At 49.2% G+C, this 26,345-nt stretch carries 24 protein-coding genes; 21 read left to right on the plus strand and 3 right to left on the minus strand.

Annotated features, from left to right (window positions below):
- Positions 1-42: 42 nt before the first annotated feature.
- From GPK90_RS06845 to GPK90_RS06930, 18 genes are all read left to right on the plus strand, one after another.
- Positions 43-543 (plus strand): TRAP transporter small permease, encoded by a 501-nt coding sequence (locus GPK90_RS06845; RefSeq protein ID WP_118532625.1) that lies wholly within the window; start codon positions 43-45, stop codon positions 541-543.
- Entirely contained in the window at positions 540-1,826 is a 1,287-nt protein-coding gene (locus GPK90_RS06850) for a TRAP transporter large permease (protein ID WP_215702583.1), read from the plus strand. The genes GPK90_RS06845 and GPK90_RS06850 overlap by 4 nt, the downstream gene beginning before the upstream one ends.
- Positions 1,827-1,899: 73 nt before the next feature.
- Positions 1,900-2,127 carry an IclR family transcriptional regulator domain-containing protein gene (locus GPK90_RS06855; RefSeq protein ID WP_215702584.1) on the plus strand — a complete coding sequence of 76 codons (228 nt, stop codon included), beginning with the start codon at positions 1,900-1,902 and terminating at the stop codon, positions 2,125-2,127.
- A 246-nt stretch (positions 2,128-2,373) separates the two neighbouring features.
- Positions 2,374-3,690, plus strand: a complete 1,317-nt coding sequence (locus GPK90_RS06860; protein ID WP_118298395.1) for an amidohydrolase — start codon at positions 2,374-2,376, stop codon at positions 3,688-3,690.
- 2 nt (positions 3,691-3,692) lie between these two features.
- Positions 3,693-4,865, plus strand: coding sequence for a BMP family ABC transporter substrate-binding protein (locus GPK90_RS06865; protein ID WP_118532619.1), 1,173 nt, complete (start codon positions 3,693-3,695; stop codon positions 4,863-4,865).
- A 228-nt stretch (positions 4,866-5,093) separates the two neighbouring features.
- Positions 5,094-6,650 carry an ABC transporter ATP-binding protein gene (locus GPK90_RS06870; RefSeq protein ID WP_118298393.1) on the plus strand — a complete coding sequence of 519 codons (1,557 nt, stop codon included), beginning with the start codon at positions 5,094-5,096 and terminating at the stop codon, positions 6,648-6,650.
- Positions 6,643-7,689 (plus strand): ABC transporter permease, encoded by a 1,047-nt coding sequence (locus GPK90_RS06875; RefSeq protein WP_118321424.1) that lies wholly within the window; start codon positions 6,643-6,645, stop codon positions 7,687-7,689. Before GPK90_RS06870 ends, GPK90_RS06875 begins: the two co-directional genes overlap by 8 nt.
- 3 nt (positions 7,690-7,692) lie before the next feature.
- Positions 7,693-8,643 (plus strand): ABC transporter permease, encoded by a 951-nt coding sequence (locus GPK90_RS06880; protein ID WP_118298391.1) that lies wholly within the window; start codon positions 7,693-7,695, stop codon positions 8,641-8,643.
- Between the two features lie 70 nt (positions 8,644-8,713).
- On the plus strand, positions 8,714-9,664 hold the full coding sequence (add, locus tag GPK90_RS06885) for an adenosine deaminase (RefSeq protein ID WP_215702585.1): 951 nt from the start codon (positions 8,714-8,716) through the stop codon (positions 9,662-9,664).
- 489 nt (positions 9,665-10,153) lie between these two features.
- Positions 10,154-10,891, plus strand: a complete 738-nt coding sequence (locus GPK90_RS06890; protein ID WP_215702586.1) for an IclR family transcriptional regulator — start codon at positions 10,154-10,156, stop codon at positions 10,889-10,891.
- A gap of 18 nt (positions 10,892-10,909) precedes the next feature.
- Entirely contained in the window at positions 10,910-11,656 is a 747-nt protein-coding gene (locus tag GPK90_RS06895) for an ABC transporter ATP-binding protein (protein ID WP_118298388.1), read from the plus strand.
- Positions 11,653-12,435, plus strand: a complete 783-nt coding sequence (locus GPK90_RS06900; RefSeq protein WP_118298387.1) for an ABC transporter permease — start codon at positions 11,653-11,655, stop codon at positions 12,433-12,435. The genes GPK90_RS06895 and GPK90_RS06900 overlap by 4 nt, the downstream gene beginning before the upstream one ends.
- A 58-nt stretch (positions 12,436-12,493) precedes the next feature.
- A complete protein-coding gene (locus GPK90_RS06905; protein ID WP_243016026.1) occupies positions 12,494-13,285 on the plus strand; it encodes a nucleoside phosphorylase in 792 nt (263 codons plus the stop codon).
- A 135-nt stretch (positions 13,286-13,420) separates the two neighbouring features.
- Positions 13,421-14,518: an ABC transporter substrate-binding protein gene (locus GPK90_RS06910; protein ID WP_215702587.1), complete on the plus strand. Its 1,098-nt coding sequence runs from the start codon at positions 13,421-13,423 to the stop codon at positions 14,516-14,518.
- A 51-nt stretch (positions 14,519-14,569) separates the two neighbouring features.
- Entirely contained in the window at positions 14,570-15,349 is a 780-nt protein-coding gene (locus tag GPK90_RS06915) for an ABC transporter permease (RefSeq protein ID WP_118298385.1), read from the plus strand.
- A gap of 279 nt (positions 15,350-15,628) precedes the next feature.
- Positions 15,629-16,384, plus strand: coding sequence for an exodeoxyribonuclease III (locus GPK90_RS06920; protein WP_118532611.1), 756 nt, complete (start codon positions 15,629-15,631; stop codon positions 16,382-16,384).
- A 74-nt stretch (positions 16,385-16,458) separates the two neighbouring features.
- Complete coding sequence (locus GPK90_RS06925; protein ID WP_142412057.1) at positions 16,459-18,324, plus strand: ABC-F family ATP-binding cassette domain-containing protein; 1,866 nt, start codon at positions 16,459-16,461, stop codon at positions 18,322-18,324.
- A gap of 31 nt (positions 18,325-18,355) precedes the next feature.
- Positions 18,356-20,374, plus strand: coding sequence for an alpha-amylase family glycosyl hydrolase (locus GPK90_RS06930; RefSeq protein ID WP_215702588.1), 2,019 nt, complete (start codon positions 18,356-18,358; stop codon positions 20,372-20,374).
- Between the two features lie 125 nt (positions 20,375-20,499).
- Here GPK90_RS06930 and GPK90_RS06935 read toward each other — a convergent pair whose 3' ends face one another.
- Positions 20,500-20,979, minus strand: coding sequence for an S-ribosylhomocysteine lyase (locus tag GPK90_RS06935; RefSeq protein ID WP_118298381.1), 480 nt, complete (start codon positions 20,977-20,979; stop codon positions 20,500-20,502).
- Positions 20,980-21,293: 314 nt separating this feature from the next.
- Between GPK90_RS06935 and GPK90_RS06940 the strand changes: the two genes are divergently transcribed.
- The 3 genes from GPK90_RS06940 (at position 21,294) to larC (ending at position 24,688) form a co-directional block, all read left to right on the plus strand.
- Complete coding sequence (locus GPK90_RS06940; RefSeq protein ID WP_215702589.1) at positions 21,294-22,187, plus strand: fumarylacetoacetate hydrolase family protein; 894 nt, start codon at positions 21,294-21,296, stop codon at positions 22,185-22,187.
- Between the two features lie 269 nt (positions 22,188-22,456).
- Complete coding sequence (gene larB / locus GPK90_RS06945) at positions 22,457-23,224, plus strand: nickel pincer cofactor biosynthesis protein LarB (protein WP_215702599.1); 768 nt, start codon at positions 22,457-22,459, stop codon at positions 23,222-23,224.
- Between the two features lie 27 nt (positions 23,225-23,251).
- Positions 23,252-24,688: a nickel pincer cofactor biosynthesis protein LarC gene (larC, locus tag GPK90_RS06950; RefSeq protein ID WP_215702590.1), complete on the plus strand. Its 1,437-nt coding sequence runs from the start codon at positions 23,252-23,254 to the stop codon at positions 24,686-24,688.
- Positions 24,689-25,072: 384 nt separating this feature from the next.
- Here larC and GPK90_RS06955 read toward each other — a convergent pair whose 3' ends face one another.
- Positions 25,073-25,615 (minus strand): NADH peroxidase, encoded by a 543-nt coding sequence (locus GPK90_RS06955; RefSeq protein WP_118298377.1) that lies wholly within the window; start codon positions 25,613-25,615, stop codon positions 25,073-25,075.
- A gap of 165 nt (positions 25,616-25,780) precedes the next feature.
- Positions 25,781-26,173, minus strand: a complete 393-nt coding sequence (locus GPK90_RS06960; RefSeq protein ID WP_118298376.1) for a Fur family transcriptional regulator — start codon at positions 26,171-26,173, stop codon at positions 25,781-25,783.
- Positions 26,174-26,345 lie beyond the last annotated feature (172 nt).

The following is a 26,345-nucleotide window of genomic DNA, read 5'->3' on the forward strand; positions in this document are numbered from 1 at the left end:
CTGTCATTTTTGACAGCCCTGTAGATAAGGATGGTGAAAACAATGAAAAAATTCCTGGATATCTTAGACAGAATCGAGGTTGCAGTGGCATCTCTGGTGCTGGCAGTGCTGATTGGCGTTACATTTGTTGGAGTACCAATGCGTTACATATTCAGTCGGCCATTTACGTGGGAAGAAGAATTTCAGCTTGCATGTATGGTGTGGATCACATTCCTGGCAGCACCTGCAGCGTTCCGCACGAAGAGCCATGTGGCGATTGAAATTTTGGTGGACGCACTTCCCAAAAAGATACGTAAAGGAATAGAACTTTTAATTCCTGTAATCGTGTACGCAGTACTGATTTATTTCCTGTTTAGGAGCAAAGACTATATCAATGTTATGCTGCGTACAAACCGTAAGACGCCAATCCTTATGATCCCGTATGCATGGATCTATGCGATTGCTCCGGTTTCCATTGTACTTATGTTGATCAGCTATACAGAAGAAAAATATTATGAATTAAAGGAACTGTTTAAAGACGGTGGAAAGGGGGAGAACGTATGAATTCAGCTGTTGGTATTATGGCGATCATTCTCCTTGCCCTGCTGTTTTTTAAAATTCCGGTATTTGTGGCAGTGCTTGGAGCTTCCGTTGTTTATTTTATACTGACTCCGGGTATTAATCCGGCTGTATTTGCACAGCAGGCGATTACCGGTTCCGAGAGTGTGACACTTCTTGCAATCCCGTTTTTCGTATGTGCAGGTGTTCTCATGAACTACACGGGGGTTACAAAGAGAATCATGGATTTCTGTGCGGTCCTGACCGGAAGAATGTACGGTGGACTTTCACAGGTAAATATCCTTCTTAGTACATTGATGGGCGGACTTTCCGGTTCCGCACTTGCGGATGCCGCGATGGAGGCAAAGATGCTGGTTCCGGAGATGGAATCCAAAGGGATTGGCAAAGCATTTTCCACGGTAGTAACTGCGGCTTCCAGTATGATCACACCGTTAATCCCGCCGGGAATTGGACTGATTCTCTATGGCTGTATTGCGAATGTATCAATCGGTAAATTGTTCATTGCCGGTTTTGGTCCGGGTATTCTTCTTTGTATAACAATGATGTTTATGGTGTCCAGAATTTCAAGAAGACGCGGTTATCTTCCGCTCCGCAAAGACAAAATGACGGGGACGATGTTCTGGACGTCCTTTAAACCGGCGATCCTCCCGTTATGCCTTCCGATCATCATCATCGGCGGCGTTCGTCTCGGCATCTTCACGGCCACAGAGGCTGGTGCCGTTGCAATCGTATATGCAGCTGCCCTCGGATTAGGCTACAGAGAGTTGGGACCGAATGAAATTCGTCAGGGCTTAAAAGAGACTCTTATGACAACGTCATCCATCATGCTGATCGTTGCGGCGGCGTCTACATTCTCCTGGATCCTCACAAAAGAGATGATCCCGCAGATGTTTACCCAGTGGATGATCTCTGTGATCCATAATAAATGGATTTTCCTTGTTGCTGTTGATATCTTCCTGATCTTTGTCGGCATGTTCGTAGAAGGAAATGCCAGCATGATCGTCCTCGTGCCGTTATTTGCGCCGGCCGCGACAGCATACGGAATCGATCCGATCCACTTCGCGATGGTATTTATTTTCGCAAATGCCATCGGTGCTTTCACACCGCCGATGGGAACCCTGATGTTCGTAACCTGCGGTGTCACAAAGTGCTCAACAAAGGATTTCATCAAAGAGGCTGTTCCGTTCTATGCACTGTTATTCGGCTGCCTTCTGATCCTTACCTTTATCCCGATCTGCTCGACCGGACTCGTAAACATCATTTATTAGGCGCAGAAATCATAAAAACTGATAGAAAACACGCTGGTTTCATGACCGCGCTTATCAGTATATGGAGCCGGATATGAAGGAGATGGAACATATCCGCCGGAAGGGATATACGCTCGTTGACTGCGAAGAGCAGAGCTACAAGCAGGAAGCGGCATGCCCGATCTTTGATTTTTATGGTGATATCATGGCAGCGCTGACATTTGTGTCGATCAAAGATGGAAATACGAGAGAACTGGTCAGAAGGATCTGTCTTTTACGACAATTTGCGGAACAGATCTCCAAGTCAGTGCGACAGAGATAAAAAGACCGGAGAATACAGTTGGCAAGTGGGCTGCTGCATGAAATGTGCGGCAGCCTACTTTTTATTTACCAGGAAAAGAAATATTCTTGACATTTACCTATAAAACTATGTATGATAAGTTCTACACTATACCAGTAGATCATGAATGATCAGAGGGGTCCGCAGACACAAAACAGAGCACTGGTCCGGGAAGGGACAGTCGATGGGCAGATCCCGCAAGTGTAGTGAAGGAGGAAACAAAAGACCATGAAACAGGTTCATGAAACATTAGACCGGATCCTTCCGGAGATCATCGCGATGAGTGAGGACATTTACCGCCATCCGGAACTTGGATTCAAGGAATTCAGAACGAGAGAAAAAACGATCGAGGCTCTGGATAAAGCAGGGATCCCGCATGAGGATGTTGCTTACACGGGAATCCGCGCTGTGCTGGATTCGGGAAAACCGGGTCCGAATATCGGTCTGATCACGGAATTTGACGCAGTTCCGACTTTCGGACATCCGTATGCCAGCGAGGACAGCTATGCCGCCCACACATGCGGTCATTACGGTCAGCTCGGCGTCATGATGAGTTTATTCCTGGCGATCAAAGAATCAGGGATGTTGAAAGATCTCTGCGGCAAGGTTACACTTCTTGTAACGCCGGCAGAAGAATTCTGCGATATGGATTACCGGAAAGAGCTGATCAGAGAGGGAAAGATCTCCCACCCATCAGGAAAACAGGAAATGATCGCCACAGGCGTGTTCGACGATGTGGATCTCATGCTTTCCTGCCATGCAATGGGGATCGACATGACAAAATATCATGCGGAGATCGGCTCCAGCTTAAACGGTTTCATCATGAAACGCGCGATCTTTACTGGAAAGGCGGCGCATGCGGGCGCAAATCCGGAAGGTGGTGTAAATGCATTAAATGCAGTCAATCTCGCAATGACCGGAATCAACTTCCTGCGCGAGACATTCCGCGCTGATGATGCGATCCGTGTCCATTTCTTCGTTCCGGAAGGCGGACAGTCCGTCAACACGATCCCGGCAAGAACGCAGCTGGAAATGTATGTCCGGGCGAAAACCGTTCCGGCGATCTTCGAGACGAACGCGAAAGTAACGCGTGCGATCCGCGCAGGTGCACTTGCGATCAACTGTGATCTGGAGATCCAGGATACTCCGGGATACTTCCCGCTTCATCAGGACGAGAACCTGACAGCGCTTGTGAAAAAACATATTCTGGATTACATCGATGAGAGCATGATCGCCCAGGGAACCCACGGATTTGCTTCCGGTGATATGGGAGATCTGTCACTGATGTGGCCGATCGTCGAGATCGGAGTTGCCGGATTTGAAGGCAGCATCCACGGAAAAGATTTTAAGACGGTGGATCCTGAACAGGCATATTGTGTTCCGGCACATTATTTTGCGGACACCGTGATCGACCTGCTGTCTGACGGCGGTGCTTCTGCATGGAAGATCAAAGAGGCATTCCAGCCGGTAATGAACAAGGAGAACTATCTGGAGACCCTGGACAGTTTGAATAAATCAACGTTTTACGAAAAGGAGAACAACTAATTATGAGAAAGAAAATCGTATGCAGCACACTGGCTATGGCACTGGCAGCTTCCATGCTGTTCGGATGCGCGAGCGAGAGCAAGACTGAGACAACAGCCGCAGCAGGAGAGACAACTGCAGCTGCTGAAACAACTGCGGAGGCAGCAAAGGCAGAGACAAACGGTGAGAAGTTAAAAGTGACACTTCTTGTTACCGGTTCTTTCGGCGATAAGGCATTCAATGATTCCGCGCAGGCCGGCATGGAAAAGCTTGAGGCTGAGCTTGGCGACAAGGTTGAAGTAAACATGGTCGAGATGGGCAGCGACAAGACAAAGTTTGAAGGTTCCATGTTAGACGCTTGTGAGTCCGATGCAGACCTTATCATCACAGGTCTCTGGGATATGAAGGAGATCACAGAGAAGGTTGCTCAGGAGTTCCCGGAGAAGAAGTTCATCATCTTTGATACAGATGTTGACTACACCATCGGCGACTTAAGCAACGTATACTCCATGAGCTACAAGCAGAACGAGGGCGCATTCCTTGCAGGTGTTCTTGCAGCAAGTGCGACAAAGTCCGATATGGAATACGCAAACGAAGACAACGTGATCGGTTTCGTAGGTGCAAAGGATACAGCAGCTGTTATCAACGACTCTGCAGTCGGCTTCATCGAGGGCGCTCAGTTCGTAGATCCGGATGTGAAGGTACTTGTTTCCTACGTTGGTTCTTATGTTGACTCCGCAACAGCAAAAGAGCTTGCGATCACTCAGTACTCCAACGGCGCTGACGTTGTATTCGTAGCAGCAGGTCCGGCATCCGTAGGTGTTATCGAGGCAGCTGCAGAAAGCAAGAAGTACTGCATCGGTGTTGACTCCGACCAGGCACTTGCTTACGAGGGCAAGGACGAGGCAAACTTCATCATCTCTTCCGCGATCAAGGGCGTTGGCGACAGCATCTACAATGCAGTTGAGAAGGCAGTTGATGGAACACTTCCGTATGGTGAATATCAGACCCTTGGTATCGAGGACGGCGTTGTAGGTCTTGCTGACAATGATATCTATCAGTCTGTTGTATCTGACGATGCAAAGAAGGCAGTCGAGGACGCAAAAGAGAAACTGCTTTCCGGCGAGGTCAAGGTTGATTCCGCTTACGGCATGGATGAGGCAACCTTAAAAGGCATCATCAACGGAGCACAGTAAAGGAAAACAGCTGAGACATGCACCCATAGTTTAGTTCACATCTCCTGTATCAGGCAGAAATGAAGCAGCAGGCGGAAAATACTGTTCCCGGGGTCATCCCGGAGCAGACCGCCCGGCGCTTTCCCTGTCCGCGGATCGCAGGAGATGTTGCTTTTTATCATCATGCATAACGGTGGGACAACTGCCGGAACATACAGGCGGATAAGAGCTTTACCTGGAGGAGAATGAATGGAGCAGGAGATCATTTTAGAGGCCCGGAATATCACAAAAGTATACCCGGGCGGCGTTGTGGCAAACCATAATGTCAATCTGCAGATCAAAAAAGGTGAGATCCATGCGCTGGTCGGAGAGAACGGTGCAGGAAAGTCAACTTTGATGAAAATGCTGTTTGGTATGCTGGCACCGACGGAAGGCCAGATCTTTGTGGATGGAAAAGAAGTACACTTCTCTTCATCCAGCGATGCGATCGCGGCCGGACTCGGCATGGTACACCAGCACTTTATGCAGGTCCCGTCCATGACTGTGGCGGAGAACCTGATCCTCGGTGCAGAGCCGGGAACCGCACTGAAAGTAGACAGGAAAGAAGCAGTGCGGATCACGACAGAACTTTCCGACAAATACAATCTGAAGGTAGAGGCAAAAGAAAAGGTCGAAGACATTTCTCTTGCCATGCGCCAGAAACTTGAGATCTTAAAGGCACTCTACCGGGGCGCGCATATCCTGATCCTGGATGAGCCGACAGCCGTGCTGACACCGCAGGAAACAGAGGAACTGTTTGAACAGTTAAAACTTTTAAGAGAACATGGCCACACGATCATCTTCATCTCACACAAACTAAATGAAGTCAAGGCACTCTGCAACCGCATGACGATCCTCAGGGACGGAAAGACCATGGGAACGTATGAGATCTCAGATCTTGATGAGAGGGAGATCTCCCGCCTGATGGTCGGCCGTGATGTCAGCCTGGATATTGAAAAAGAGGAGATGGAGTTTGGAAAAACCGTCTTTTCAGTAAAAGATCTTGTCTATGTGGACCAGTTCGGAAAGACGAGACTGGATCATGTCTCGTTTTCCATCAAAGAGGGTCAGATCCTCGGAATTGCCGGTATTGATGGAAACGGACAGTCGGAGCTCGTTGAGGCGATCGTCGGAACCTTAAAGCAGCAGCAGGGAACGATCACGATGAATGGAAAGGATATTTCCAATGCTCCGGTACTCGCCCGTCAGGAAGCAGGAATCTCCCATGTCTCAGAAGACCGTATGAAATTCGGAACGGCTCCGAAACTTTCCCTGGAGGACAACACGATCTCAAAGGTTTACTATACGGATAAATTAAAAACACACGGACTTCTCGACAGCAAAAAAATCAGCGAGTTTACAAACAGGATCTTAAAGGAATTCCTCGTAAAATACGATAATTCCAAACAGTCCATCGCGGAACTTTCCGGTGGTAATGTCCAGAAGGTCGTTGTTGGCCGTGAGTTTGACTATGAACCGGATCTCCTGATCATGAACCAGCCGACGCGCGGAATCGATGTCGGCGCGATCGAGTTCATCCGGAAAAAGATCGTTGACATGAGAAGCAGAAAGAAAGCGATCCTGCTCGTCTCCGCGGATCTGAGCGAGATCCTTTCCCTGAGCGACACGATCCTCGTCATGCATGAAGGCCGGATCGTCGGACATATCGCGGATGTGAAGAAGACATCGGAGAACGAGCTTGGTCTTTACATGCTCGGTGTAAAAGAAGATTCCAAAGAGCAGATCGGAGGTGCCTGCTGTGAATAAGAAATTTACCATCGTAAGACTGCTCTGTGCATTCGGGATCGCCATTGCCCTGTCTGTGGCAGTCATCTTCGCAGTCAGTGAAGAACCGGTGACAGCGATCTACAACCTGTTTTTGGGACCGCTGCAGTCGAAACGTCACTTTTTTGAAGTATTTGCGAGCAGTGTGCCGCTGATCTTTACAGGACTTGCGCTGGGACTTGTCTTTAAGTCCGGAAACTTCTCGATGATCGCGGATGCATGTCTGTATACAGGCGCGGTCGTGACCGCGGCGCTTGCCATCAAAACATCTCTTCCGTTTGCAGTCCACCCGATCGTCATCATGATCGCGGCAGCGGCAGTCGGTGGAGTGATCGGCAGCATCCCGGCTCTTTTGAAAGTGTATTTCCACACAAATGAACTTGTAACTTCCCTGATGTTCAACTATGTATTCTTCTATCTCGGGATTTACAATGTGACAAAATTCCTGGCAGACCGCGAGGCGGGAACCTTTGCATCAAAGAAATATCAGGCGACGGCAGCACTCGGAAAGCTGATCCCGGGGACAAATTTCCATGTTGGATACCTGATCGCGATCGCGGCCGTGATCGCCTTATACATTCTTGTATACAAGACGAAATTCGGATATGAAGTGCGCATCTCCGGAAGCAATCCGGAATTCGCAAAATATTCCGGGATCAGGACAAGCCGTGTCATCATCATGACCCAGATCATTGCAGGTGCTGTTGCCGGTCTCGGCGGTGCCGTGGAGCAGATGGGAATGTACCAGCGTTTCAACTGGCAGGATTCCCCGTCTTACGCATGGGACGGTGTCATCATCGCGATCCTGTCCGGCAACAATCCGAAAATGGTCCCGTTTGCCGCGTTTTTCCTGGCATACATCCGTGTCGGTGCGGACCTCATGTCACGCCGCTCTGATGTACAGAATGAGCTCGTTTCGATCATCCAGGCCGTTCTGATCCTGTTTGTAACGGCAGAGCGGTTCATGGCGGGATGGAAACAGCGCGAAGAAGCGAAAAAAGCACTGAAAGGGGAGGCGTAACAGATGAATCTTTTACAGGAAATTTTAAAAACATTAAGTCTCCCGGAGTTTTACTTCGCGATGTTCCGAAGCGCGACGCCGGTGCTCTTAACAACACTTGGCGCGATGATCTCGTCCAGATCGGGGACAAGCAATATCGCACTGGAAGGAACGATGCTGATCTCCGCGTTTGTCGGCGTTGTCGTCAGCGCCTTTTCCCACAGCGCATGGATCGGATTCCTGGGGGCGGTATTTGCAGGATTTGTTGTCAGCAACATTCTCGCCTACTTTATCCTGAAATTAAACTCCAATGCGGTCATTTCCGGTATTGCATTAAACACGTTTGCATCAGGAGGAACGATCTTCGTCCTCTATCTGATCACGGGGGAAAAAGGCGCATCCACATCCCTGGAATCTTTAAAACTTCCGAGTTTAACGATCCCGGTCGTAAAAGACATCCCGGTGATCGGTGCTGTCCTTTCCGGACATCATGTCCTGACATACACAGCACTTGTTTTAGTGGCAGTTGTATGGTATATGTTTAAGTACACGAGACTCGGTATGCATATCCGTGCGGTCGGGGAATCTCCGGATGCGGCGGAATCAGTCGGCATTCCGGTAAAGCGGATCAAATATATCGCACTCTGCCTGAGCGGGATCCTGACAGGTATGGCGGGCGCCTTCCTGTCCATGGGATATGTAGGACTTTTCTCATCCGGAATGACTGCCGGACGCGGTTATATCGCACTGGCGACGCAGGCGATCGCGGCGGGAAATGCAGTGATCGGAATGCTTGCATCCCTGCTGTTCGGATTCTGCCAGAGCCTTGCGAACTATCTGCAGAATTCTTCCATTCCGCTTCAGTTTATCCAGATGATGCCTTATCTCATCATCATCATTGCCTACACGATCTACTGCGCGATGGTAGAACATAACAAGAAAAAGAAACAGATGAAAGCTGCGGCTGGGAAGTGATCCCGGCCGGAGAGGAAACAGCTCCTGGGAACGGGAGCTGTTTTTAGAAGACAGAAAGGAGAATGAATCTATGGGTCATGTAACAGAACTTCACTTACATCTGGACGGCTCACTCCGCCCGGAGACAGTCTGGGAGCTTGCGAAAGAACAGGGGATCAGGCTTCCTGCGGAGAGCGCGGAAGAAGTAAAGTATAAAATGGAAGTGCCGGAAGACTGCAGGACACTGGAGGAATATCTGGAGCGCTTTGATCTTCCGCTTCTTGTCCTTCAGAGAGCAGACGCGATCGCGCGTGTGACTTATGAGCTTGTGGAAGATCTTGCAAAGGAAGGTGTGGATTATGCGGAGATCCGCTTTGCACCGCAGCTTTCCGTAAATGGCGGTCTGACGCAGGATGAAGTTGTCGAGGCAGCGATCCGCGGTGCGGAGCGCGGCATGAAGGCCTATCCGGAGATCCGTGTCGGACTGATCCTCTGCTGCATGCGCGGAGCAGACAATGAAGCGTTGAACATGCAGACGGTGGAGACAGCGAAAAAGTATCTTGGACCGGTCGTGTGCGCGGTTGACATTGCCGGTGCGGAAGGCCTGTTCCCGACGGAAAACTTTGCATCTGTCTTTGCGAAAGTCCGTGAATACGGAATCCCGATGACGATCCATGCAGGAGAGGCTGCCGGACCGGATAGCATGAAGACAGCGCTTTCCTTCGGGACAAAGCGCATCGGACATGGAGTTGCGGCGATCAATGATCCGGAACTGATCCGGAGACTGATCGACGAGAATGTGACACTTGAGGTATGTGTGACGAGCAATTACCACACAAAAGTTGTCCCGGCGATCGAGATGCATCCGATCCACAAGCTTCTCGATGAGGGAGTCCATGTGACAGTAAACTCTGATAACCGGACATGTTCCAGAACGACACTTCAGAAAGAGAAGGAAGTCTTAAAGGAACAGCTCGGATTCAGCGACGAGGAGATCGAAAAGATGCAGGAATATGCCTGGGAGGCAAGATTCCTGAAATAAAAGGAATAAGATACAGGAAAGCGACAGAATGAACGAAAAAACTCCGGGAATTCTGTCGCTTTTTCTGTACTAAAAAATACATATTCCATTAAGCGGAATGAAAATCGTCAAAAATATACAAAAATTGTCCCATGAAATTGTAGTGTATGCCAAAGATAGGAGGAAAAGTCACTTGACATTGCATTGAAGTGCGGAAAATGTTAAAATAGATAAAACTAATTTCAGTTTACGGAATACCATTCCACTACACGGAATGAACAAAACAAATGACGAGCGATGCTATACGGCAGCTGTTTGAACGCAGATAAGCATCCCCCCGCTTCAAGTGCGCGGAGCACTAAGCGGTGGGTGAGTGGGATGCTTATGTCAGTGGGAGTTGAAAGCTCCCACTGACAGATCGCGAAGCGACTGCGTTCATGAGCAAGTAGCGAAGCGGATTGCGAATGTCCGCTTTACTAGCTGCTGCTGCGACAACAAGTGGAGGCAATTATGCAGTTAGTTGATCGCGCACTGAGTGCGCTGGAGGTCCTGAGCCGGAACATGGATGGCTTGTCCGTTACGGAACTTGCAGAACAGCTGAATATCCCGGCAAGTTCTACCCATCGGATACTCACAAGTCTGAAAGGAAATCACCTTGTTGTTCAGGATGCACAGACAAAAAAATATCGTCTGGGATATAAAATCTGCGGTATTGCGGCAGGTGTTGTAAAGGGAAGTGCACTCACACAGACAGCACAGACATCGATGCAGAAACTTGCAGAAAAAATTGACAGGAATGTAGTCCTCTGTATCATGGAGCACGGCGTCGCCATGAACATTGCATGCAGTGAACGCGGCGATTCCAATATGTACATGATGAAGATCGGTCATGTGATCCCGTTTTATTCTACCTCTGCCGGCCGTGTGTTTATGGCGTATATGGACAGGAAACAGGCGCTTGAGATCCTGGAAAAAGAGACGAGAACAAAGACTACGCCGAATACAAAAACAGAGCTGCAGGAGTTAAATGCAGAGCTTGACCGCATCCGCGCCCAGGGATATTCCGTGATCGATGAAGAACTGCAGCTTGGTATCCAGGGCGTGGCGTGCCCGATCTTTGATATCAACGGGGAGCCGGCGGCAGCACTGGCATTTACTTCGCTGAAAGACGGAAATGAAGAAGAGATGCAGGAACGGATCCGCCTGTTAAAGGCATATGCGGAAGAAATTTCTGAGGCAATCCGGTAAAGAAAAAGGAGGAACGTTATGAGTGAGTACAGCGTAGAGTTAAAAGGCTTAAACAAGGTATACAGTAACCTCTTAAAAGAGGATACAGTAGCGTTGAAGGATATCAATCTTCAGATCCGGCCGGGTGAGTTTATCTCGATCATCGGTCCGTCCGGATGCGGAAAATCAACACTTTTACGGATCATCGGAAACCTCGACAAACCGACATCCGGCACGATCGAGTACCGTGACGGCGCAGACCAGCAGATGGGCTTTGTTTTCCAGGATTCTGTCCTGCTTCCGTGGAAGAATGTAAGACAGAATGCGGAATTTCCGCTTGTGATCCAGAAAAAACAGACGGAAGAGAATGAGAAAAAGCTCGATGAACTCTTAGAACTTGCAGGACTTTCCGAGTTCAAGACAGCGCTCCCGCGAGAACTTTCCGGCGGTATGAAACAGAGGGTTTCCATCGTCCGTGCGCTTTCCTACGATGCGCCGCTGCTCCTGATGGATGAGCCGTTCGGTGCGCTGGATGCCCTGACGCGGGACCATTTAAATGAGGAGCTGCTGAAGATCTGGCAGAAGACGAAAAAGACGGTCATCTTTGTCACACACAGCATCGAGGAAGCGACGTTCCTGTCAGACCGGGTGCTCGTCATGTCGGCGAGACCGGGACGCGTAAAGGAGATGGTCGAGATCGATCTGCCGCGCCCGAGGGGAGAAGCGACAAGAAATGATCCGAAATTTACAGAATACAATAAGTACCTGAGGGGGATCATCGGATGAAGAAAAATGGAAAACTTCAGGGTGTCTTAAGAACGATCGGGGAGTATGCACTTTCCGTCGGTGTCTTTATTGCGATCTGGTGGATCTACGTTGCAGTGAAACATGTACCGGCGTACATTCTGCCATCGCCGCCGAAAGTATGGAACAGTCTGGAAAAAATGTTTGTAAAGGGAACGGTTTATCCCCATCTCTGGACGACAACATATGAGGTCATTCTCGGGTTTGTGATCGGAGCGTTTCTCGGGATCGTACTTGGATATATATTTATCAAGGTCGATGCGTTGAAAACGATGCTGATGCCGTATCTGATCTTTCTGCAGACAGCGCCGAAGATCGCTCTTGTTCCGCTGTTCGTTATCTGGTTCGGGATCGGACTTGTATCAAAAGTTGTCCTGATCATTTCCATGGTACTGTTTCCGGTATTGTCAGGCATGATGCTGGGATTGGAATCGATCCCGCCGGATGTCAGAAACCTGATGAAGATCTTAAAGGCATCAAAATGGCAGATCTTTTCACAGGTTGAGATGCAGTATTCACTTCCGGCACTTTTTGCGAGCATGAAAGTGGGGATCGTCCAGGCAGTCATCGGAGCGATCGTTGCAGAATGGATGTCGGGAAAACAGGGCCTTGGCTACATTTTAACATATGCATCATCGACATATGACACACCGATGCTGCTCGCAGGCATCATCGTAACGATCATCCTGGGAATCGCGACATACCAGGTGATCAGCGTGCTGGAAGATAAATTCCTGTACTGGCATGAGTCAAAGAACTGATAAGGACTGCGCCTGTTCGGAAAAAGACAAAGGAAGAAAGTTTTTGGAGGAGATTTGTGTGAATTTTACATCGGCTTCATCACCGACGATGAATGGAAAAATGCCGCATATCCAGTGTACGGCAGATGATATTGGAGAGATCGTGCTGCTTCCGGGGGATCCGGCGCGCGTATCGATGTTTGAGGATCTGCTGGAAGATTACAGGATCGTCAGCAATTACCGGGAATACGTGGTTGGGACAGGATATTACAATGGCATTAAAATTACAGTGTGTTCCACAGGGATCGGCGCACCGTCAACAGAGATCGCTGTGATCCAGCTGATCGCGCTCGGAGCAAAAGCATTGATCCGGATCGGCGGAACAGGTGTCCTGAAGGAAGAGGTGCCGTGCGGCGCTATGGTATTAAACACAGGTGCTGTCCGGAGAGGCGGTTCATCGTGCTTTTACGCACCATCGGAATACCCGGCGCTGGCATCGTTCGAGGTCCTGGACTGTCTGAAACGTGCGTGTGAAGAGAGAGAACAGCCATATTCCATGGGAGTCTGCATGTCGGTCGGCTCTTTCTACCATGGTCAGGGACGTCAGATGCCGTTTGAAACGGGATATGATGAAAATGCGGTCCTGGAACAGTATAAAAAATGGAACATCCTGAACATGGAGATGGAAGCGGAGACGATCTTCACGCTGGCGTCATTGAACAATGTTTTCTCGGGAAGTATCTGCGCGGTACACTGCAACCGGATCACGGACCAGTGGCTGGTGGATTTTGAACCTGCGCAGAAGGAAATGTGCAGAACGGCACTGGCAGCAGGAGAAAAATTATATAAGGAATATCTTCACAGAAAATAGCGGAAAAAGATACTGCGGATAACGGATCTATGATAATGACCCGGCCGGAGACGGCAGGGAAAATTATAAATGCCGGGAATATCACCCGGCGGGAGCAAATGTATCATCCATTATGAAAAGGAGAAAGAGAGTACTATGAGAAAGAAAATTCTTGCAACCGTACTGACAGCAGCCATGGCAGTGTCCATGCTTGCAGGATGTAGCTCTGACAGCGCAAACAAAGCGAGTGAGGCAGCCGCAACAACAGCAGCAGAGACAACTGCTGCGGAAGAGAGCAAAGCAGACGAAACAACAGCAGCCGAGGCAAAGGATGCAGGAGACTTAAAGACTGTTTCCATCCAGATCGACGGTTCCGCTGTTCCGTATTACGCACCGTTATATCTTGCACAGGAAAACGGATACTTCGCAGAAGAAGGTCTGAATGTAGAGTTTTATTATGCAGCAGCTGCTGATATCGTAAAGAATGTCGCAGCAGGAAATGTTGAGTTCGGTTTCCCGAATGCAGATGCAGTTGTAGCTGCAAAAGCACAGGGAATCCCGGTAAAGGTTGTTCACACAACATACCAGGAGGGTCTTGGAGCGATCATTTTCGGAAGTGATTCCGGAATCAGCACACCGGCTGACTTAAAGGGCAAAAAAGTAGCGGTAACAAGCCTTGGAAGCGCAAACTATTTCCAGCTTCAGGCAGCTCTGGAGTCCGCAGGACTTACCATCGACGATGTTCAGGTTGAGATCGTTGGTACAGGTGCGATCCTGACAGCTCTCACTGAGGGTCAGGTCGATGCGATCGTATTCTCCAAACTCAGAACGATCGAGTTAAACAACTCCGGTTTCGCTGCAAGCGAGATCACATGTGACCAGTTCCTTCCGTCCTTCGGAAACGTATTAGTTGCAGGCGACGCACTTGTTGAGAAAGATCCGGAAACAGTTGATGGCTTCTGCCGCGAATTAAACAAAGCGATCGAATACATCATCGACGGCCATGTAGAAGAGGCAGTTGATATGTCCATCGAGAAATATGCACCGACATTCGCAGAAAAGAGAGATGTTGTTGTCCAGATCTTAAATGATGTATTCGTAAAGACATTATGGCAGAGCGACTACACAGCAGAGAACGGAATCGGCGCATCTGATCCGGAGAAGTGGCAGGCACTCATCAATAAATCCAAAGAGATCGGCAACATCGATGAGACCTTCGATGCAGCAGGGCTTCTTTATACACCGGCAAAATAAGAGAGAACAAAGATTTCCCAGCTCCGGGCTGGAAGAGTTATGAGGTGAGAGATGTTTTACAGAAAATACAGAAAAATCATTCTTCCGGCATTGTTTCTGCCGTTGTTTCTGATCGTGTGGGAACTGTATATCCGGCTCTTTCATGTACCGAATTATCTGCTTCCCGGCCCGGCAGAACTGGCAGATTCAATGGTAAAGCTGTTCGTCAGCGGTGATATCATGAAACATATCCGTGTCACGATGGAAGAGATCCTTATGGGAACCGTGATCGGTATTGTGATCGGACTGATCCTCGGGTATATTATGGCGAAGATCCGGTTTATTGAACGCCTGATCATGCCGTTTGTCATCATTATCCAGACAGCGCCGAAGATTTCCCTCGCACCGTTATTTATCCTGTGGATGGGACTCGGCATCGAATCAAAGGCAGCCCTTGTTATCCTGGTCGTATCATTCCCGATCATGATCAACGAGGTGTCCGCGATCCGTTCCATTGAAGATAATGTATACAATCTGATGAAGGTGCTCAAAGCCAGCAAATGGCAGACATTCTGTAAGATCGAGGTTCCGTATTCCATCGAAATGATGCTGTCCGGTATCAAGCTTGCCCTGACACAGGCGATGACAGGTGCTGTTATCGGCGAGATGATCGGAGCCAAAGCGGGACTCGGATATCTGCTGACACTGGGAAGCGAGACATATGATATCAAGATGATCTTAAATGCAGTCATCCTCTTAAGCGTGATCGGTCTGGCGCTGTATCTGATCTCGGAATTTGTCGAGAAAAAGGCGCTTTACTGGAAAGTCATCGATAAGAGTGTGGTCGGTTAAAAATCAAAAGAAAAACAGGCAAGGTTCCCCTGCGGCGCATGATGCTGCAGCGGGGACCTTGTTTCTTCTTTAGCCGGCCATCATGTGGATGGGGAGAGATCGTTACTGCTCGCGTTATTCACCGGCTGCAGTCCGGAGTATTTTATGATGGTAAATCATATGGAATGATGATATACTTAACTTATATGCGGATCGCAGAATATCTGTAATTTTTCATGTCTGCAGGATACAATTCAGAACGGTCCATGCAAGAGTGCGATAGAAATGGAGAACGAATCTATGAAAAAAATGATTTCCTGGAACGTAAACGGCCTTCGTGCCTGCCTGGGAAAGGGATTTTTAGAATATTTAAAGGAGACGGACGCAGATATCTTCTGCATCCAGGAGAGCAAGCTGCAGGAAGGCCAGGTAGATCTGGATCTTCCGGGATATCACCAGTACTGGAATTATGCGGAGAAAAAAGGATATTCCGGAACGGCGATGTTTACGAAGGAAGAGCCGGTCGCAGTGACTTACGGACTCGGGATCGAGGAACATGACCATGAAGGCCGCGTGATCACGGCAGAATTTCCGGAATATTACGTGATCACCTGCTACACGCCGAACTCCCAGGACGGGCTGAAACGTCTGGATTACCGGATGCAGTGGGAGGACGCGTTCCGGACGTACCTGAAAGAGCTGGAGAAAAAGAAGCCGGTGATCTTCTGCGGCGATCTCAATGTAGCCCACAACGAGATCGACCTGAAGAATCCGAAGACGAACCGGAAAAATGCGGGATTCTCCGATGAGGAACGCGCGAAATTCACGGAGCTCCTGGGCGCCGGATTTATCGATACTTTCCGGTATTTTTACCCGGACCAGGAAGGGATCTACTCCTGGTGGTCTTACCGGTTCTCGGCGAGGGCAAAGAACGCGGGATGGCGGATCGACTATTTCTGCGTTTCCGAGGGCTTAAAGGACAGGCTGGTGGGCGCAAAGATCCATACGGAGATCATGGGAAGCGATCACTGTCCGGTGGAGCTGGATATCGACTGATAAATAGTGGAATGTTGAACGTCGGAAAATCAACGACGATAGATCGAAATAAAACAATGGCAGGTTGACATAACATGAACTTAGTAACGGCAGAACATCTGACGAAATCATATACAGAACGATTACTCTTTGACGATACCGATTTTTCCATCAACGAAGGCGATAAGATCGGTCTGATCGGGATCAACGGAACAGGAAAATCCACCTTATTAAAGATGGTGGCGGGACTTGAGGAGCCGGACTCCGGCCGGATCGTCCGGGGAAGAAATCTGGACATCCGCTATCTTCCGCAGAACCCGGTATTCCACCCGGGAGAGACGGTGTTAGAGAGTGTTTTAAGGGAAAATGAGGGACATGAGCACGTCTGGGACCTTGAGAGCCAGGCGAAATCCATGCTGAACCGCCTCGGGATCCCGGATTTTAACGAGAAAGTGGAACATTTGTCCGGCGGACAGAAGAAGCGCGCGGCATTGGCATCGGTGCTTTTATCGACAGCGGAGCTTCTGATCCTGGACGAGCCGACGAACCATCTTGACAGTGAGATGGCGGACTGGCTGGAAGATTATTTAAAGAAATTTAAGGGCGCGCTCCTGATGATCACCCATGACCGGTATTTTCTTGACAGCGTGACAAACCGGATCGTGGAGCTCGATAACGGAAAACTCTACAGCTATCAGGCAAACTATGAGGGATTCCTGGAACTGAAAGCGGAGCGCATGGACATGGAAAAGGCGTCCGAGCGCAAGCGCCAGTCGATTCTGCGGACCGAGCTTGCCTGGATGCAGAGAGGTGCGAGAGCACGTTCCACAAAGCAGAAAGGCAGGATCCAGCGCTTCGAGGCACTGCGGGACAAAAAGGGACCGGTGGAAGACGGAAAAGTCGAGATGGAGTCGATCTCCAGCCGCCTTGGGAGGACAACGATCGAGATCACGGATCTCTGTAAATCATACGGGGACAAGGTCCTGATCAAAGATTACACTTACTTTTTCTTAAAAGATGACCGGATCGGTTATATCGGACCGAACGGAAGTGGAAAATCGACGCTGATGAAGATGATCGCGGGTTGGGTAAAACCGGATTCCGGTACGATCGAGATCGGGCAGACCGTAAAACTCGGCTATTTCTCCCAGGAAAACGAGGACATGGACACGAGTCTCAAGGTCATCGACTACATCAAGAATGTCGCAGAGTATGTAAAGACGAAGGATGGCAGCATCAGCGCATCCCAGATGCTGGAACGGTTCCTGTTCCCGCCGTCTGTCCAGTACACGGTGATTGAAAAACTGTCCGGCGGCGAGAGAAGACGTCTGTATCTCTTAAAGATCCTGATGAGTGCACCGAATGTCCTGATCCTGGACGAGCCGACGAATGACCTTGATATCCGCACCCTGATGATCTTAGAGGATTATCTTGACAGCTTCCAGGGAATCGTGATCACGGTTTCCCATGACCGGTATTTCCTGGATCGTGTGGTCGGAAGGATTTTTGCGTTTGAAGGAGACGGAAAACTCCAGCAGTACGAAGGCGGATTCACGGATTATCAGGCAGCGAAGGCGGAGCGGGAGGCGAAGCTTGCGGAGAGCGCGGCGGAGAATCCGGCATCTGCGAAGAAGTCTGCGGATAAGGGGAACGGGACAGCCGCAGAGGGCGATCCGGAAGGAAATGCGCCGCGGACAAACGTGAAACCGAGGGAAAAGAAGCTGAAATTCAGCTACAAAGAGCAGCGGGAGTGGGATACGATCGAGGACGATATCGCGAAGCTGGAAGAGGCGGTTGAGAACCTGGAAAAGGAGATCGAGGCGTCCGCAACGAACTTTACGAAGCTCAATGAGCTGATGAAGGAAAAGGAAGAGAAGGAAGCTGCGCTCGAGGAGAAGATGGACCGCTGGGTATATCTGAACGACCTGGCAGAACAGATCGAGGCGCAGAAGAATAAATAATACTCATGTCGGGGAAAACGGGGGATTTAAAATGGCAGAATATCGAAACAGTAACAGAATCCTGTATCCACTTGGTGTCACGCAGGAAGAAAAAAGCGCTCATATCCTGGTACAGGGACACGGAGAGGAGGTTTTCCTGCTCTTATACCGGCTGGGAGAGAAGAAGCCATGTGAGAAGATCCCGTTTGATCCGAAACACCGGATGGGAGATGTCTGGTCACTGGAACTGGATCGGGCTGATCTTGCATCATTTGAATATAATTTCATGATTGATGGAAAAATTGTGGCAGATCCCTATGCGCGGATCCTTACCGGGCGTGAAAAATGGGCGGACCGGAAACGTGCCGGAAAGCCGGTGCAGTGCCGGGTATTGTCGGAAGCGTTTGACTGGGAAGATGATGCAAATCCGGAAATCCCGTATGCCGATACGATCCTCTACAAACTTCATGTCCGTGGATTTACAGCGCATGCGTCCTCGAATGTTTCTGCCCGCGCAACGTATGCAGGCATCGTGGAGAAGATCCCATATCTGAAAGACCTCGGGATCACGGCGGTGGAGCTGATGCCGGTGACGGAGTTTGACGAGGTCATGATGTCGTCATCCGGAAATGGATTTCATGATGCGAAACCGGAACCGACGGGATATATCAATTACTGGGGATATGGACCGTCATATCTCTATGCGGTGAAGTCGGCATATGCGTCTCACGGGGAGATGTCGGCGGAGAGCGAGTTTAAAACGCTGGTAAAAGAGCTGCACAGGGCCGGGATCGAATGTATTCCGGAACTGTATTTTACCGGAAAAGAACTTCCGGGGGAGATCGTATCGGTCCTTCGCTACTGGGTAGAGGAGTATCATGTGGACGGCTTTCACCTGTTGGGATTCCCGAATCTTTTGCTGGCGGCGGAGGACCCGTTCTTAAAGAGGACGAAGCTTTTTGCGGAAAACTGGAACGAGGTGATGGATCGCCGCCCGAAAAAGGGCTATATCACGCCGGGAGACGGTCCGGTTTCCGTTGCGGAAAAGAATCTTGCCGAGTACAACATGCAGTTTATGGAGGATATGCGCCGTTTCTTAAAAGGTGATGAAGGAATGCTCCAGGCGTTCGAATTCCGGAACCGCAGGAATCCGGCGGAGTATGCGGTTGTCAACTACATGGCGAACACGAACGGCTTCACACTGATGGATGCGGTCTCCTACGACCGGAAGCACAATGAGAAAAACGGTGAGGAGAACCGGGACGGAAGCGATTACAATTATTCCTGGAACTGCGGAGCGGAGGGACCGACGAGAAAGAAAAAGATCGTGGAGCTCAGAAAACAGCTGATCAAAAACGCATATCTGCTCCTGTTTTTGAGCCAGGGAGTACCGCTTTTGATGGCTGGCGATGAGTTTGGAAACAGTCAGGACGGCAACAACAACGCCTACTGTCAGGATAATGCGGTCTCATGGTTAAACTGGAAGCTCCTGGAGACGCATATGGACCAGGTGGAGTTTGTGAAACGCCTGATCGCCTTCCGGAAATCCCACAAGATGTTCCACATGGACCGGGAACCACGGATCATGGACTACAAGTCCTGCGGCCGTCCGGATGTCTCCTACCACGGCGAAAACGCCTGGAAACCGGAATTTGAAAATTTCCGGCGGCAGTTCGGGATCCTGTACTGGGGCGCTTACGCAAAGAAACCGGACGGGACGGATGACGCGAACTTTTATGTCCTCTACAACATGCACTGGGAACCGCATATGTTCGGGCTTCCCCATCTGCCGAAAGGCGCGAAGTGGCATGTGATCTGCAGCACGGCGGATCCGGATGTGGAAGATCTGCCGTCTGATGGAACCGGAGAAGTCCTGAAAAACCAGATGATGCTGGCAGTGCCGCCTCGCGGGATCATGATCCTCGAAAGTGTTGCGGATCCGGATTCGGGGAAGGAGACGAAAAAAGGAAAGAGCGGGAGCAAAAAAGAGAAGAATGAGAAGACAGATCTGGTCGAAAAGTCCTGTGAAAAGGAAGAGAAAAGTACACCAGAAAATGGAAAAGAGCTGTAAAAGTAAATAAACTGAAAATTGTGCACTGCGTTCCTGGATATAAAAAATCCCTGCCATGAGATGAGAACCGCCGGAAGCTTAAGAACTTCTGTTTTGCGGTATCATTTCAGTGGCAGGGATTCTGCTTATTCCGGATAAACCAGCTGCTCTTCCCGGATATTCTCCAGAACCTCATCATAGAACTTTCCTGCAAGGTATTTTGCCATCGGAAGGTTCATATCGAGATAGTTTCCGCAGTCGCGGGCAGCGGCACCCGGAACATCTCCCTCAAAATCGCGGATGAAGAGGAACATTTCCTGGAGGAGCGGCACGATATCTGCGGATTCGTAATCACCCACGAGGAGCAGATAGAAGCCGGTCCGACATCCCATCGGTCCGAAGTAGAGAACTTTATCTTTGTATACACGGTGGTTTCTTAAGAAAGTCGCACCGAGATGTTCAATTGTATGGATCTCAGCAGTATTCATGACCGGTTCGTAGTTTGGACGGGTCATACGGATATCGAAGGTGGTAACATGATTGTCTCCGGCGATATCTCTCCGGGATACATAAACACCCGGAACCAGTTTCAGATGATTGACAGTGAAGCTTGTGATCTTTTCCATAATAAGATACACCCTTTCATGAGTTTTACAGATTGTTGTCCGCAGACGTGATGATGTCTGCCTGTATCAGTTTTATTATAAAGGGAATGGGGAAAGAATGCAAGTTACTGTATGCTGGCAGGAATTTTCAGAAGCAAAAATTCTGTATGATCCGGTTATGACCGCAGATTTTGCCGATCCGGAATCCAAAGCATCGGCAAGATCCCGGGGAGATATTGCGCTTCAATTTGACCTTGTTTCGCAAGAATATTTGTACTATAATAACTGTTAACGGGATTTTGGGTAACTAGAATAACGTCCCATAAGGAGTAGTTATGAAATTACTGGCATATGAAGTAGACAAAAGATCATTTTTAGGTATTTTCAATGAGGATGAAACCTGGGTTTATCCGATTTCGGCAGCGGGAATGGAATACCGGTCCATGAAGGACCTGATCCGCGAGGCAGGACCATCTGAGATGGAAATGCTGGATTATATTTCAAAAAAGGCACCGGGGGATGTGACCGGAGCAGCACCGGTGGAAGAGATCAGGATTGTTTCTCCGATCCCGGAGCCGGATCAGGATATCATCTGCCTGGGGATCAACTATATGGATCATGCGGCGGAATCTGCGAGGTTCCAGAAAGAGGAGTTTGCAAGACCTGAGAAGGCAATCTATTTCTCCAAGCGCGTCAACCGGACGAATGATCCGGACGGGATCATTCCGGCACATAAAAATTTGACGAACCAGCTGGATTACGAGGCAGAGCTTGCGGTCATCATCAAAAAAGATGCGAAAGATGTGAAGCCGGAAGAAGTAAAAGACTATATTTTCGGATATACGATCATGAATGATGTCAGCGCCAGGGAGGTGCAGACGGAACATAAACAGTGGTACTTTGGAAAGAGCCTGGATGGTTTCACACCGCTCGGCCCGTGTATCATGACGGTCGATTCCACTGCGTTTCCGCCGGTGTTAAAACTCCAGTCAAAAGTAAACGGAGAACTCCGTCAGGATTCCAACACGGGACTTTTTATCCATGGAATTGAAGAAGTGATCTGCGAACTTACAAAAGGAATGACATTAAAGGCAGGAACGATCATCGCAACAGGAACGCCGGCAGGAGTCGGCATGGGATTCGTACCGCCGAAATTCCTTAAGACAGGCGATGTTGTGGAGTGCATTATTGAAGGGATCGGAACTCTTAAGAATACTGTTGGGGAGTAAAATGAGACCAGGTGATTGCTTCATGCATGATTGAAAGCACATCTCATAAAACGAAAAGTTGCCATGAAGGGAGCAAAAAAGTCAGTCAGAATGACTGGCTGCTCTTTTCGTGGCTTTTTTGTTCAACAGGAAATTCCGATGGAACTGGCCGCACACGGTACAAGAATATGCCGGAGCGCGATCCGTTCAGGCATTTAGTTACCGGTAAATGCCATCATGGCAGCAGATTTTGACATAAGGAGAGAACAAAAGTGGAAGATATACGCGAAATGTTGAAAAAGGTGGCAGCAGGCGAATTGTCTGTGGATAACGCTGTCCTGGAACTGAAAAAGGAGCCGTTTACGGCGGCGGGATATGATGATCTGGGATTTGCAAAGCTGGACACGCACCGGAAACTGCGCCAGGGCGCGGCGGAAGTGATCTACGGGGCGGGAAAGACTCCGGAGCAGATCGCCGGGATCGTGGAAGTAATGAAAAAACACGGGCAGGAGACGATCCTGATCACGCGGGTGGATGAAGAGAAAAGTTTAAAAACAGAAAAACTACTATCGGAAATCTATCCGGACGGCAGCGGATATCGGTATTTTAAGGATGCGAAGGTCGCGATCTGCGGAAACTTCCCGGAAAAAGACGGCGTCGGCACGATTGTCGTGGCGACCGGTGGGACCAGCGATATCCCGGTAGCGGAGGAAGCCGCGCTTACGGCCGAGTCACTCGGAAATCAGGTGGAGCGCCTCTATGATGTGGGAGTTGCGGGACTTCACCGCCTGATGTCCCATATGGATTCGATCATGAATGCCCGCGTGATCATCGCGATCGCGGGGATGGAAGGAGCGCTCGCAAGTGTGATCGGCGGTCTTGCGGACTGCCCGGTGATTGCGGTGCCGACGAGTATCGGATACGGGGCATCCTTCGGAGGTGTCTCTGCGCTCCTTTCGATGCTGAACTCCTGCGCGAGCGGCGTCAGTGTGGTAAATATTGATAACGGATTCGGAGCCGGGTATCTGGCGAGCATGATGAACCATATGCGGGGATGATATTGGAGATAAGCGGAGGTATTTCGAATGAAAACATTATATTTTGACTGCGGAATGGGCGCTGCGGGTGACATGCTGATGGCGTCCCTCTATGAGATCTGCCCGGACAAGGCAGGATTTTTAAAGACAATGAATGAGATGGGTTTGCCGGGACTCTCTGTTGAGGCAGAACCGGCTGTGAAGTGCGGGATCACCGGAACGCATATGAAGGTAACGATCCACGGAGAGGAAGAGGAGAGCGTGGATGTGGATCTGCAGGAGCATGTACACGACCACGCAGAGCATCACGAGCATGCTAATAACCATCATGAACATTGCCACGACCACGAAGCGGCGGGGAACCATCACCACCATGAGACTGAGGTCCATCACCATGAGATGGCCGCTGATATGGCGGACAATACTCACATACATGCATACGACCATGATCACCAGCCCGATCATGACCACCATGATGAGCACGACTTCCATCACACTCATACCCACGAGGAAATCCACACAGAAGAGCATTCCGGCCACCCACACCATCATCACGCAAGCATGGCCGGGATTTCTCATATTATTGAATATTTAAATCTGCCTGATGAGGTCAAAAAGGATGTTGTTGCGGTTTACCACTTGATCGCCGAGGCAGAGTCCCACGTCCACGGTAAGACTGTCGAGGAGATCCATTTCCACGAGGTCGGCACTGCGGACGCGATCGCGGATATCGCCGGAGTCTGCCTCTTAATGCATATGATCGCCCCACAGAAGACCATCGCATCCCCGATCCATGTCGGAAGTGGAAACGTCCGCTGTGCGCATGGAATTCTGCCGGTCCCGGCTCCGGCAACCGCCTTTATTTTACAGGGACTTCCGATCTACAGCGGTACGATCAGAGGAGAACTCTGCACGCCGACGGGCGCAGCGCTCTTAAAACATTTCGTGACAGAATTCCGGGAAATGCCGGTGATGCGGACATCCGCGATCGGCTATGGTATGGGAAAGAAAGACTTTGAGCGCGCGAACTGTGTGCGCGTCCTTCTCGGTGAGACGGAAGAGAGCGGAGATGAGGTAGCAGAGCTTTCCTGCAATCTCGATGACATGACCCCGGAAGCGCTGGGCTTTGTTCAGGAGATCCTGTTTGCAGCAGGCGCCCTGGAAGTCTATACGATCCCGATCGGCATGAAAAAGAGCCGCCCGGGCATTCTCCTGACCTGCATGTGCCGCTGCGGAGATAAGGAGAAGATGATCTCATTGCTCTTTAAACACACGACAACACTTGGAATCCGTGAAAATATCAGCAGACGCTATACTCTTACAAGAACCATGAAAGAACACGAGACTCCGTATGGCGTGGTTCGCGAGAAGATCGCGGAAGGTTACGGCGTGAAACGCGGAAAACTTGAGTATGAAGACCTTGCGAAGATCGCGAGAGAGCAGGGGATGAGTCTTGGTGAAGTCAGGAAGATCGTAAAAAAATAATCAGTAGAGAATGACAATAATAGTGAACTACATCGGCAATTGAATAACCGAGGATTCCGGCTTATTATCCTAAGCGGTGATTCCGGAATTATTACAGTGCATGGACTTCCTCAGCCCATGCACTGTCAATCTTTTGTTTCACAAATTGGAAATATTAAGTCCAACATTGTATCTTGCGCGGCTTTTGTGTCGGGCAGTTTACCATTTTTCTCTATAACCATAAAAGATAGATTCACAGCATAGTTTTTAAAGTTAAACCTGAAAACTATGAAAAAACAGCATGATACAGGATCCGTAGCGCCAACAAAAAAGAACCGGCATCTCATCCGCAGATGGAATACCGGTTCTTGTTACATGACGTTCTTATAACGCGCTTATTATAAATTAGCCAAAATATCTCTTTAAGAGACCAGCAAATGCCTTACCATGTCTTGCCTCGTCTCTTGCCATCTCGTGAACAGTGTCATGGATTGCATCAAGACCAGCGGCTTTTGCTCTCTTAGCGAGGTCTGTCTTACCAGCTGTTGCGCCGTTCTCAGCCTCAACTCTCATCTCAAGGTTCTTCTTTGTGCTGTCTGTAACAACTTCGCCGAGGAGCTCTGCGAATTTAGCAGCGTGCTCAGCCTCTTCGTAAGCTGCTTTCTCCCAGTAAAGACCGATCTCCGGATAACCTTCTCTGTGAGCAACTCTTGCCATAGCGAGGTACATACCAACCTCGGAACATTCGCCGTTGAAGTTTGCTCTTAAATCTTCAAGGATATCTTCACTTACGCCCTTTGCAACACCAACTACGTGCTCGGAAGCCCATGTCATATCGCCGGACTGCTCAGTGAACTTGGAAGCCGGAGCGCCGCACTGCGGACATTTTTCCGGAGCAGCCTCGCCCTCATATACATAACCACATACAGAACATACAAATTTCTTCATAGTATTTTTCTCCTTTTTAAGATTTATTATCTGGGATCAGGGAGTATCAAAATCTCTGATCGTAAATGATGCAACATGGATGACAGTTATTTTTAAAAAATAATAGTAACTGTTATCGTTATTATATTCTAATTGACAACGAATGTCAATAGAATTTTTGAATTTTTAGCTTTTCTTTTTCAGACAGTCCTCGCATTCGCCGTAAAAGAAAACAGTGTGGGAGTCAACGCGTCCCGGAAACGGGGCGGAGAGAAGATCCGATGTATCATGAACCAGATCGAGAGGCATATCAATGATCGCTCCGCAGGTCCTGCATACAAAATGGTAATGTGGATCAGTATTGTAGTCAAAGTGCTCTGAGCCGTCCCCGCTGGAAAAACGCTGGATCTCGCCCATATCCGCCAGAAGATTTAAATTGCGGTACACAGTCCCCAGACTGATTTTTGGATAGTCTTTGCTGATCGTCACATAGACGGCATCGGCGGTAGGATGATCAGTGCGGTTCTTCAGGCATTCCCGGATGGACTCACGCTGGCGGCTGAATTTTAATGCTTTCATGGGAAACCTCCTTTCTGGATCATTTCTAAATTTAAATAGACAATAATAATGATAATTGTTACTGAAATAATAACATCATAACTTTTGAAAGTCAAGTATCTGTGATAAAAAGTTACAAAACAGAAGAACAAAAATTCCTTGAAAATGAAATGTGAGGTGTTTATACTATTTC

Origin of the sequence: Clostridium sp. MCC344 (assembly GCF_018785365.1) — a bacterium.
GTDB lineage: Bacteria > Bacillota > Clostridia > Lachnospirales > Lachnospiraceae > Pilosibacter.